The sequence below is a fragment of the Mesorhizobium sp. M2A.F.Ca.ET.067.02.1.1 genome, assembly GCF_004023285.1.
GTDB lineage: Bacteria > Pseudomonadota > Alphaproteobacteria > Rhizobiales > Rhizobiaceae > Mesorhizobium.
Genome location: NZ_RZSB01000115.1, coordinates 1 through 11,281 on the forward strand (window position 1 = coordinate 1; position 11,281 = coordinate 11,281).

The window sequence follows — 11,281 nt, forward strand, 5'->3', positions numbered from 1 at the left end:
ACCCGCTGCCGTCCCGACCGGCGCGACGAAAGCCGACGAAATGCGACAGAAGTGCTGCCATTGCCGCTTGCAGTATCGAAAAGCGGCGGCTATAAGCCCGCCGTCTGGTCACGGAGTGTAGCGCAGTCTGGTAGCGCACCTCGTTCGGGACGAGGGGGTCGCAGGTTCAAATCCTGCCACTCCGACCAGAAGAAACAAGCACTTGGATGCTTGCAATCCCGCGCGCCTCGTTGACTTTTTTCGTGGAACAGTGAGCCGATTGGCTTGTGCCGCCTATTGTGCTCGACAGCCGGCCCTTACTTTGACCTAATGGCGTACTGTCCTGGGTTCGTGGAGCGCGGAACCCGCAGAGCGGCTGAGAGAATGACATTCAAGCCTACAGCCATTTTGATCGCGACGCTGCTTCTGGCAGCAGGCTGCTCATCGACCACCGCGTCGATCAGCCCGGCGAAATACGACAAGATGAACTGCGCCGAGCTCAACAATGCGGTGGGCGACACCGCCACGGATATTTCGCGTACCGCAATCGCCCGCGGCAAGGTCGCCAATACCAGCGTGCCGAACTGGCTGCTCGGCGGCGAACGTGTGAAGGCAGTGGTTGCCAATCGCGAAACCGTCCGGATCGAACGGCTGCAGCAACAGCAGCAGGTGATCGTCACGGCCAGAAAGCAAAGGTGCCCCTCCGCGCAGTGAGCCGGCGCCCGGTCGGGCTCGCCCCGCCTCAAGCGCTGATGCGGAACCGTGTTGAATCGATCGCCGCGTTCATCAGCGTCTGCGTGTAGGCCTCGCGCGGGTTGTCGAAGATTTCCTGCGTCGGTCCTTCCTCGACGATCTTTCCCTGCTTCATCACGATGATGTAGTCGGCCATGGCGCGCACCACAGCGAGGTCGTGGCTGATGAAGAGGTAGGACAGCTCGTGGTCGGCTTGCAGCTTGCGCAGCAATTCCACGATCTGCTTCTGCACCGAGCGGTCGAGCGCCGAGGTCGGCTCGTCCAGCACCACCACTTTCGGCTTCAAGATCATGGCGCGGGCAATGGCGATGCGCTGGCGCTGGCCACCGGAGAATTCGTGCGGATAGCGGTTGCGGGCGTTGGGATCGAGGCCGACCTCGCGCAACGCCTCGACGGCGCGCTGGTCGCGCTGCTTGCCGGTCAGCGAAGGCTCATGCACCAGAAGGCCCTCGGTGATCACCTGGCCGACGGTCATGCGCGGCGACAACGAACCAAACGGGTCCTGGAAGACGAGCTGCAATTCGCGCCTGAGCGGCCGCATCGCCTGGCGATCGGCTCCTGAGATGTCGCGGTCGCCGAAGCGGATGACGCCGTCGCTGGGCAAGAGCCTGAGCAGCGCGCGGCCGAGCGTCGACTTGCCCGAACCGGATTCGCCGACGATGCCGATCGTCTGGTTGCGCTTCAGCCTGACCGAGATCTTGTCCACCGCGCGCAGCATCAGCGGCTCGCCGCCGAGGAAGCCGCCGCCGATCTTGAAGACGACCTCGACATTTCGGCCTTCGAGCAGCACCGGCGAATTGGCCGGCGGCGCCGCCTTGCTGCCGGTCGGCTCGGCCGCGAGCAGCATTTTGGTGTAGGCATGCTGCGGATTGGCGAAGAGCGCTTCCGCCGCGCCCTCCTCCACCACTTCGCCCTGGCGCATGACATAGACCCGGTCGGCGAAACGGCGCACGATGCCGAGGTCGTGGGTGATGAAGACGATCGCCATGCCGAGCTTGCGCTGCAGTTCGGCCAGCAGCATCAGGATCTGCGCTTGGATGGTGACGTCGAGCGCTGTCGTCGGCTCGTCTGCGATCAGGATGTCGGGATCGTTGGCGAGAGCCATGGCGATCATGACGCGCTGACGCTGGCCGCCCGACATTTCGTGCGGGTAGGATTTCATGCGCCGCTCGGGATCGGGGATGTGCACCAACCTGAGCAGCTTCAGCGCTTCTTCGCGCGCCGCCGGCCCGGAGAGCCCGCGGTGCCGGCGGATCGGCTCGATCAGCTGATTGCCGATGGTGTAGAGCGGGTCGAGCGAGGTCATCGGCTCCTGGAAGATCATGCTGATCTTGCGGCCGCGCACCTTGTTGAGCTCGCTCTTCGACAGGGTCAGAAGGTTCTGGCCACGGTAGTCGACATGGCCGGTCGCCTCGCCATTGGAGGACAAGAGGTTCATCGCCGCCATCATCGTCTGGCTCTTGCCGGAGCCGGATTCGCCGACGACGGCGACGGTCTCGCCCGCGTTCACGTTGATACTAATGCCTTTGACCGCCTCCACCGTGCCGTCGAGGGTCTGGAAGCGGACGCGCAGGTCCTTGACGCTGAGGATCGTTTCGGTGGCCATGTCAGCGGTCCTTCGGATCAAGCGCGTCGCGCAGGCCGTCGCCGACGAAGTTCAGGGCAAACAGCGTCGAGACGAGGAAGAAAGCTGGGAACAACAGCAGCCAGTTGGCGTAGCCGATGTTCTTGGCGCCGACCGAGATCAGCACGCCCCAGCTGGTCATCGGCTCCTGAACGCCGAGGCCAAGGAAGGAAAGAAAACTTTCCAGGATGATGACCTGCGGCACAAGCAGCGTCATGTAGATGACGACCGGGCCAAGCAGGTTGGGGATGACATGGCGCAGCAGGATGCCGCGCTGACCGACGCCCATCGCTTCCGCCGCCTGGACATATTCCTGCCTTCGGATCGACAGCGCCTGGCCGCGCACGATGCGCGCCATGTCGAGCCACAGCACAGCCCCCACCGCCAGGAACATCAGCACGAAGTTGCGGCCGAAGAACACCACCAGCATGATGACGAAGAAGATGAAGGGCAGCGAATAGAGCACGTCGACGATGCGCATCATCACCTCGTCGACCCGGCCGCCGGCAAACCCGGCGGTCGCGCCGTAGATGACGCCGATGACACCGGCGACGACGCCGGCGAGCAGGCCGATGGCGAGCGAAATGCGCCCGGCCATCAGTGTTCGCGAAAGCAGGTCGCGGCCGGTGTTGTCAGTGCCGAAGTAGAAATATTGCTGCTTGATGGCCGAGCTCATCGTCACTTCGAGCCCATCGGCCGACTTGTTCTCGATCCTGGTGTCGTCGAAGGCGTCGGAACGGTCGAGATAGCGGATGTTGCGGTCGTCGATCGGCTTGGTCGAGGTGACGGTGACAATGACGCGACTGCCGTCCTGGTGCCATTCCTTGATGTTGGCGCGCATGCGCTTGATGGCATCGGTGAGCGCGCCCTGGATCATGTCGGGCTTCGGATAGGCCGAGAGACTCGGCGGCATGCGCACATAGTCGCCGTAGATGGTGGTGTATTCGTGCGGCACGACCATTGGGCCGAACACGCTGATGACGGAGATGAAGGCCAGGTAGTAGAGGCTGAACATGGCGGCGCGGTTGCGCTTCAGCCGCGCCCAGGCATTGCCCCAGAGCGAGCGGCCGACGATCGGCTCGGGCACGGCGACGGCAAGGTCAGTCATAGCGCACCCTCGGATCAACGACCGCGTAGAGAAGGTCGACGATCAGGTTGAAGACGATGGTGAAGAGCGCGATCACCACCACGGTTCCCATGACCAGCGTGTAGTCGCGGTTGAGCGCTGCATCGACGAAGTAGCGGCCGACGCCGGGGATGGAAAAAATCGTCTCGACAATGATCGAGCCGGTGAGCAGGGCCGCGGCCGCCGGGCCGGTGAAGGAGACGATCGGCAGCACGGCGCCGCGCAGCGCGTGCTTGACCACCACCGACCAGTCGGAGAGACCGAGAGCGCGGGCGGTGCGGATGTGGTGGGAGCGCAGGCTCTCGATCATCGAGCCGCGCATCAGGCGGGCGACGATGGCGATCTGCGGCAAGGCCAGCGTCAGCACCGGGCCGACCTTGTTGATCAACGCGCCGTCCCCCCAGCCGCCGATCGGCAGGAGCTTCCAGGACAGCCCGAAGACAAGCTGGATCACCGGAGCGATGACGAAGGTCGGGATGGTGCTGCCGGCAGTGGCGAGCGCAATCACCGAATAGTCGGCGATTTTGTTCTGGTTGAGCGCCGCGATCGTACCCAGGATCGAGCCCACAATCAGCGCCAGCACCAATGCCGACGTGCCGAGCTGAACGGAGATCGGCAGGCCCTTGGCGAAGAGTTCGGTGACGGTGAAATCAGGCAGGTTGTAGCTCGGGCCGAAACTGCCACGCAAAAGATTGCCGAGATAGTGGAGATATTGCAGCCAGAGCGGATCGTTGAGGCCGAACTGGGCTTCGAGATTGGCCCTGATCTCGGGGCTTAGGCCCCTCTCCTGGTTGAACGGGCCGCCAGGGGCGACGCGGATCAGGAAGAACGCCACCGTCACGATGACGAACAGCGTCGGGATGGCGGTCAACAACCGCCGGAAGACATAACGCAGCATCGGCGCCCCGTTTCAGCCAGGGCGACGGCTCTCCAGACGAGATCGTGGCGCGCTGGCATCTCTGATCTTCGCACCGGGGCAGTCGAAAATCCAATCCGACTTTCGGCCCGGCACGACGACAGACCGTGTCGCCGCCCTAAAAAGAGAGCGGCGGCACGGCCAAGGTTACTTGTCAGTCCTTGGAGATGAAGCGGGACGGATGAATGTCCATCACATTGTCATCGAAGCCATGCAGCTTCGAGGAAACGATGTCGTGGTAGCTGTAGTAGAGCAGCGGGATCTGGCCGACGTCGTCGACCAGGATGCGCTCGGCCTCGGCGAGGTCCTTCATGCGCTCTTCCGGCTTGCCGCCGGCGGCGGCAGCCTTGTCCATCGCGGCTTCATAGGCCGGGCTGTTGTAGTTCGAGTAGTTGTTGCCGCTCGCCTTGCGCGAGATGCCGAGGAAGGTCTCCGGATCCTTGTAGTCGGCGATCCAGGCGGCGCGAGCGACGTCGTAATTGCCCTTCTGCTCGAGGAAGCCGTAGTGGGTCTTGGTGTCGGTGTTGAGCAGCGTGACCTCGACGCCGAGCGGCTTCAGCTGTTCCTGGATAGCAACAGCCGTATTCTTATGGTTTTCCGAGGTGTTGTAACGGATTTCCATCTTCAGCGGATGCTCGGGCGTGTAGCCGAGCTTCTCTAGGATCTTCTTGGCCGCGTCCTCGCGGTCGATCTGCGGCATGTCGGCGTATTTGGCCAGCGACGGCGTGTAGCCCTCGATGCCCGGAGGCACCATTGAATATCCAGGCAGCATGGAGTTCTGCCAGACCTTCTCAGCGAGGAAGTCTCGATCGATCGCCATCGAGATGGCGTTGCGCAGCTCGACATTGTCCCACGGCGCCTTGTCGGTCTTGACCGCATAATAATAGGTGCCGAGATATGGCCCGACACGGACCTGGTCACCAAATTTGGCTTTGAGATCGGCGAGCTGCTCGGTCGGCAGGTCACCATAGCTGTCGAGCTCGCCAGCCTCGAAGCGCTTCATCGCCGACGAGCGATCCTCGGTCGGGATGTAGTTCACCACGTCGAGCTTGACGCTCGCTGCGTCCCAGAATTTCGGATTCTTGACCATCTTGAGATGGTCGTTGGGCACCCATTCGGCCAGCGTATAGGCGCCGTTGGAAACCAGCTTGCCGGGCTTGATCCAATCGGCGCCGAGCTTGTCAATGGAAGCCTTGTTGACCGGATAGGTCGCCTGATGGGTCAGCATCTCCAGGAAATAAGGCGTCGGCGCCTTCAGCGTGACTTCAAGCGTGTTGGCGTCGATCGCCTTCACGCCCATATCCTCGGCCTTGCCTTTCTTGGTGTTGAAGTCCTCGGCGCCCTTCACCGGATAGAGCATCGAGGCGTATTCCGCGGCGGTGGCCGGATCTTCCAGCCGATGGAACGAATAGACGAAGTCGTCCGCCGTCACCGGGGTGCCGTCCGACCAGAGGCCGTCCTTGCGCAGCTTGAAGGTGTAGACGGTGCCGTCGTCGGACACCGTCCAGCTTTCGGCGGCGCCCGGAATGAGGTTCGTCTTCTGGTCATGCATGACGAGGCCCTGGAACAGGTCGCGTATGATATCGGCTTCGTAGGTCGTCGACGTCTTGTGTGGATCGACCGTCTCCGCCTCCGCGGCGCTGCCGCGGTTGTAGACGGTTTCGGCGAAAGCATGGGTGTAAAAGGAGCCCGTGGCCAGAGCCAAGGTGGTGGCGAACGCCGTCGCCTTCAGCATATTTTTCAGCATGAAGTTCTCCCTGTCGGCGCAGCCCCTCAGCCGCGCCTTTCTTAAGTGTTGACGCCCCGGAACCGTTGAAACGGCCCCTTCAGGCGTGCCGCCGGTCCCTTCCGGCTGCTGGTGGCTGGAGACTAGACAGAGCGGAATCTTATTTCAACCATTGCCTGCTTGACGCAAAGTGAGCGTCATCACGCTAAAACAGCGAAAACTAACGTTATAAACCTACCTTCAACTTGGCACACCCGCCGGTTGTTCGACGCGTTTTCTGTTTTTGCAGGCGGGGTTTGGCATTCTCCGCAACATGCTGAAAAAGCGAAAATTCCTTGCTTCGTGCTGTCGTTACCGGGCGGATGCCACGGGCACATCGGCAGTCGAATTCGCCATGCTTGCGCCGGTCTTCATCTTGCTTTTGCTCGGCATGGTTGCATACGGAATCTATTTCGGCGCCAGCCATTCCGTGCAGCAGATCGCCGCCGATGCGGCGCGAACGGCGATCGCCGGCCTCAACCAGACCGAGCGGCAGGCACTGGTCACCGATTTCATCGCGCGTGACGTCTCCGGCTATCCGTTCGTCGATCCCAACAAGCTGACCGTCAACGCACGGGACAGTGTCGCCGATGGCAGCCAGTTCGTCGTCTCCGTCACCTATGATGCGCGCAACCTGCCGATCTGGAACCTGTTCAGGACGCTGCCGCTGCCGGGTACGACGATACAGCGCCAGTCGACGATTCGTGTCGGAGGCATTTGATGTCCATCAAGGGGGGATTGATGGCGGCGACGAGGAGGCTCGTCGCCGACCGTAGCGCGAATTTCGCCGTCATGACGGCGCTGTGCACGCCAGTGGCGCTGGCGCTGACCGCCTTCGCGATCGACGAAGGTTCCCTTTACAACGAGCGCCGTGCCGCGCAGTCGATCGTCGACCTCGCCGCCATCACCGCGGCCTCGAACATCACCAATGCCCAGCAGGCGGTGCTGACGACGCTCGCCGACAACGGCATCACATCGGTCGCGGTGCAGCAACAAGGCACCAACGTGGCGCCAACCGCCACCAAGGCAGTCGTCCAGATCGTGCCGGGGCGCTACACCGGCGTCAGCACCATTGCCGCCGGCAACCGGTTCGAGGCGGGCAAGCTGCCCTACAATGCCGTGCAGGTGTCGCTGAAGAAGCAAGGCACGCTCTATTTCGCCGGCTCGATCATGGCGCCGCCCACACTCGGCACGACGGCCATCGCCAGTGCGCAGCCGCAGGCAGCTTTCTCGGTCGGCTCGCGACTCGCCAGTCTCAATGGCGGCATTCTCAACGCGCTTATCGGCAGCCTTCTCGGCGGCAACATCTCGCTCAGCGTGATGGACTACAATTCGCTGATCTCGGCCGATGTCGACGTGCTCTCCTTCGTCGACCAACTTGCCGTGCAGCTCAGGCTGACCGGCGTTTCCTATTCGGACGTGCTCGCCTCGAAGGCGACGGTCGGCCAGATCGCCACCGCCATGGCCAACGTGCCGGGGCTGGACCGTACGGCCAAGATCGCATTGCAGACCATGGCTTCCAGCGCCACCAATACTGTCAAGATTCCGCTCAGCACTCTCGTCGACCTTGGCTCGGTGGGCGGCCTGGGCCTTGGACAGAAACCCGCCGGGCTGTCGGTCGAGGCCAGCGCGCTCAGCATGTTGACGGCGGCGGCGGCTTTGGCCAACGGCACGAACCAGGTCGCGGTCAATCTCGGCGCTACCATACCGGGGCTGGCATCGACGACGCTTGCCATCGCCATCGGCGAGCCCATGCAGAACTCGCCCTGGCTCGCGGTGGGGGAAGCAGGCACCGTGGTGCGCACGGCGCAGACACGCATCAAGCTCAACGCCAGCGTCACCGTCGGCAATTCCAATCTCGGCGGCGGCATCAATCTGCTTGCCGTCAACCTGCCGCTCAATGTCGAGGTCGCCTATGCCGAGGCCAAGCTGACCGATATCACCTGTCCGACCGGCCCCTCCAGCATCAAGGTCTCGATCGCCGCGCAACCAGGAGTCGTCGGGGCTCATCTGGCCGACAGCAACGCCAGTGGTTTCGCGGACTTCACCAAGCCGCAATCCTTCTCCGACGCCGAGATCGCGGATGTCAGCCTCAAGCTGTTGCTGATCAACCTCAACCTGCTGCAGATCAAAGGATCGTCGGCCTTTTCAATCACCAACATGGCGCCGACCACGCTGACCTATAGTGCCACCGACATCGCCAACAAGGCGATCAAGACGGTGTCGACAAGGAACCTGACGCAGTCGCTGACGACATCGTTGATCAACAAACTGTCGTTGTCGGTCAACGCGCTGGGACTCGGCCTCGATGTGACCGCCCTGCTCGGCGCGGTCAAGCCGGCGGTGACAACGCTGCTCAACGGCGTGACCGCGCCGGTCGACAGCCTGGTCTACAACGTGCTTGGGACACTGGGCGTGCATGTCGGCGAGGCCGATGTGCGCGTGACCGGCGCGACATGCGGCCGCTCGGTCCTCGTCCAGTAGGCCGCTATCAGCCAATCCTTCCGACAAAACTGCCCAAGGGCGGCAACGCCAGCGCGCTCTCCTCGACAACGCCGCCAAGAACGCCCGCGACATCAACGGCAAGAGCCGTTATCTCGACATCCCCGATCTCGGCCGGCAGCGCCCAGTTCGCCGGCTCCGCGGCGAAGTTGAAGACGCACAGCAATCTCTCATCCTCCCGCTGGCGTATGAAGGCCAGCACGTCGCCCTCGGCCTCGAGAAAACGGATGGAGCCGGCGATCAACGCCGGATGGCGCCTGCGCAGGGCAAGGATCGAACGATAGGCCGCGAGTACGGAACCGCACTCGCCATCCTGAATGTCGACCGCGCGGCCACGATGCGCCAGCGGCACCGGCAGCCAGGGCTTGGCCGTCGAGAAACCGGCATTTTCCGCCTCTGCCTGCCAGACCATCGGCGTGCGGCAGCCGTCCCTGCCCTTCACGCCCGGCCAGAAGCGGATGCCGACGGGATCGCGCAGATCCTCATAGGCGAGCTCGGCTTCCTCCAGCCCCAGTTCCTCGCCCTGATAGAGGCAGATCGAGCCGCGCAGGCATGACAGCAGCGCGATCGAGAACTTGGCTACCGCGTCCGGGCTCTCGCCGGGCCGCGTCCAGCGGCTGACATGGCGCACGACGTCATGGTTGGAGAAGGCCCAGCAGACCCAGCCGTCCGGGGCAGTCGTCTCGAACGCCTCCACGCAGCCGCGCACATGGGCGGCGGAAAATTGCGGGCTGAGCAGGTCGAAAGTGTAGCACATCTGCAATTTGTCGCCGCCGGAGACATAGGCGGCGAGCGTCTGCAGCGAACGCTCCTCGTCGCCCACCTCGCCGACCGCGGCGCGGTCCGGATATTCGTCGAGCAGCGCGCGGAAGCGTTTCAGGAAGTCGAGATTCTCGGGACGCGTCTTGTCGAAGAGATGCTCCTGGAAGGCATAGGTGCTGGTCGCACCGTTGGTGCCGGCGACGCTCGCGGCCAAAGGCGGGTTGTCGCGCAGCCAGCGGTCGTGGACATAGTAGTTGACGGTGTCTAGCCGAAAACCGTCGACGCCGCGCTCCAGCCAGAAGCGCACGGTGTCGAGCAGCGCATCCTGGATCTCCGGATTGTGAAAGTTGAAATCCGGCTGCGCGGTGAGGAAATTGTGCATGTAGTACTGCCGGCGGGTGGCGTCCCACTCCCAGGCGGGGCCGCCGAACAGCGATTGCCAATTGTTGGGCGCGCTGCCGTCCGGCTTCGCATCGGCCCAGACGTACCAGTCGGCCTTGGCGTTGTCACGGCTGGCGCGGCTTTCGACGAACCATTCGTGCTTGTCGGAAGAATGCGAGATCACCTGGTCGATGATGAGCTTCAGACCGAGCCGGTGCGCCTCGGCGATGAGCGCGTCGAAATCCTCCAGCGTGCCGAACATCGGATCGACGTCGCGGTAATCGGACACATCGTAGCCCATGTCGGCCATCGGCGACTTGAAGAAGGGCGACAGCCAGACCGCGTCGGCGCCGAGCGAAGCGATATGGGCGAGCCGCGCGGTGATGCCCTTGAGGTCGCCGCTGCCGTTGCCGGTCGTGTCCTGGAAGGAGCGCGGATAGACCTGGTAGATGACGCAGCCGCGCCACCATTCACTCCCCCGCTCCGCATTCTCGTCAGCCATTAGAACCCTTCCTGCTGCGCGCTTTAGCGGCACGTTGCTCGATCATGAAATTGACGCTGCGTCCGGAGAGCGGTCGCGCGATGTCGTCAGGCTGCGCTTCGATTGCGGGGCGCCATTCAAAACCCTCGCGCGCAGGCAAGGAGAAGACGCATTGGCGGCGGTCGCCATTGACGAGGATCGCGAGGCGCTCGCCCTGGCTATCGCCAAGCAGCATGACGAGGCGATGTCGGCCGGCATCGTTCCAGTCGGACTCGCCGAGCGGTACGCCCGTCTCGGTGAGCCAGGCGACGTCGGGAAATTCTCCACCACCGGCGGGCTCACCGGTCAGGAAGCGTGTATCCGCCAGCACCGGGAAGGCGCGGCGCAGCGTGGCCAGCGATGCTGCGTATCGCTCCAGAGCCTGGTCGCGGCCGGCCCAATCGAGCCAGGTGATGGCGTTGTCCTGGGCATAAGCGTTGTTGTTGCCCTTTTGCGTGCGGCCGAACTCGTCGCCGGCGGTCAGCATGATGGTACCGCGCGAGGCAAAGAGGGTGGCGAGCAACGCGCGCCGGTCGTTGGAGCGGGCCAGGCTGATCGCCTCGTCGTCCGTCTCGCCTTCGGCGCCGTTGTTCCAGGACAGATTGTCGTTATGGCCGTCGCGGTTCTGTTCGCCATTGGCCTCGTTGTGCTTGCGCTCATAGGCGACGATATCGGCGAGCGCCATGCCGTCATGCGCGGCGATGAAGTTGACCGTTCGGGTCGTCGGCCGGCCGTCCCTGCCGAATACGTCGGAGGAGCCGGCAAGCCGTGTCGCCAGCTCACCGATCGCGCCGGCGTCGCCGCGCCAAAAGCGCCTGACATCGTCGCGGTAACGGTCGTTCCATTCCAGATAGGGCGGGCGGAAATTGCCGAGCTGATAGCCGTTCGGGCCGATATCCCAGGGCTCGGCGACCAGCACGCGGTCGGCTAGCATGGGATCGCCGGCTATAGCC

Annotated in this window: 8 protein-coding genes, 1 tRNA gene and 1 pseudogene; 4 read left to right on the top strand and 6 right to left on the bottom strand. The window is 63.4% G+C overall.

Annotation, left to right across the window (positions count from 1 at the left end; translation table 11 throughout):
* The first annotated feature begins 111 nt into the window (after positions 1-111).
* A tRNA-Pro gene (locus EOA28_RS11490) sits at positions 112-188 on the top strand.
* Positions 189-363: 175 nt separating this feature from the next.
* Positions 364-693 carry a hypothetical protein gene (locus EOA28_RS11495; RefSeq protein ID WP_126078409.1) on the top strand — a complete coding sequence of 110 codons (330 nt, stop codon included), beginning with the start codon at positions 364-366 and terminating at the stop codon, positions 691-693.
* A gap of 28 nt (positions 694-721) precedes the next feature.
* Here EOA28_RS11495 and EOA28_RS11500 read toward each other — a convergent pair whose 3' ends face one another.
* The 4 genes from EOA28_RS11500 to EOA28_RS11515 form a co-directional block, all read right to left on the bottom strand.
* Entirely contained in the window at positions 722-2,338 is a 1,617-nt protein-coding gene (locus EOA28_RS11500; protein ID WP_127386124.1) for an ABC transporter ATP-binding protein, read from the bottom strand.
* Between the two features lies 1 nt (position 2,339).
* On the bottom strand, positions 2,340-3,464 hold the full coding sequence (locus tag EOA28_RS11505; RefSeq protein WP_127253869.1) for an ABC transporter permease subunit: 1,125 nt from the start codon (positions 3,462-3,464) through the stop codon (positions 2,340-2,342).
* Positions 3,457-4,380, bottom strand: coding sequence for an ABC transporter permease subunit (locus EOA28_RS11510; RefSeq protein ID WP_127386125.1), 924 nt, complete (start codon positions 4,378-4,380; stop codon positions 3,457-3,459). Before EOA28_RS11510 ends, EOA28_RS11505 begins: the two co-directional genes overlap by 8 nt.
* A gap of 172 nt (positions 4,381-4,552) precedes the next feature.
* Positions 4,553-6,145, bottom strand: coding sequence for a peptide ABC transporter substrate-binding protein (locus EOA28_RS11515; RefSeq protein WP_127250115.1), 1,593 nt, complete (start codon positions 6,143-6,145; stop codon positions 4,553-4,555).
* Positions 6,146-6,518: 373 nt separating this feature from the next.
* On the opposite strand from EOA28_RS11515, the gene EOA28_RS11520 reads away from it, so the two are divergent.
* Positions 6,519-6,884, top strand: coding sequence for a TadE/TadG family type IV pilus assembly protein (locus EOA28_RS11520; RefSeq protein ID WP_245463224.1), 366 nt, complete (start codon positions 6,519-6,521; stop codon positions 6,882-6,884).
* Positions 6,884-8,647 (top strand): pilus assembly protein TadG-related protein, encoded by a 1,764-nt coding sequence (locus EOA28_RS11525; protein ID WP_127250113.1) that lies wholly within the window; start codon positions 6,884-6,886, stop codon positions 8,645-8,647. The genes EOA28_RS11520 and EOA28_RS11525 overlap by 1 nt, the downstream gene beginning before the upstream one ends.
* Before the next feature lie 7 nt (positions 8,648-8,654).
* Here EOA28_RS11525 and EOA28_RS11530 read toward each other — a convergent pair whose 3' ends face one another.
* Together EOA28_RS11530 and EOA28_RS11535 are read right to left on the bottom strand one after the other, a co-directional pair.
* Positions 8,655-10,310, bottom strand: a complete 1,656-nt coding sequence (locus EOA28_RS11530; RefSeq protein ID WP_127250112.1) for an alpha-glucosidase family protein — start codon at positions 10,308-10,310, stop codon at positions 8,655-8,657.
* Positions 10,303-11,281 (bottom strand): annotated as a pseudogene (locus tag EOA28_RS11535) (glycogen debranching enzyme GlgX); the annotation flags it as partial. The gene EOA28_RS11530 and the pseudogene EOA28_RS11535, both read right to left, overlap by 8 nt.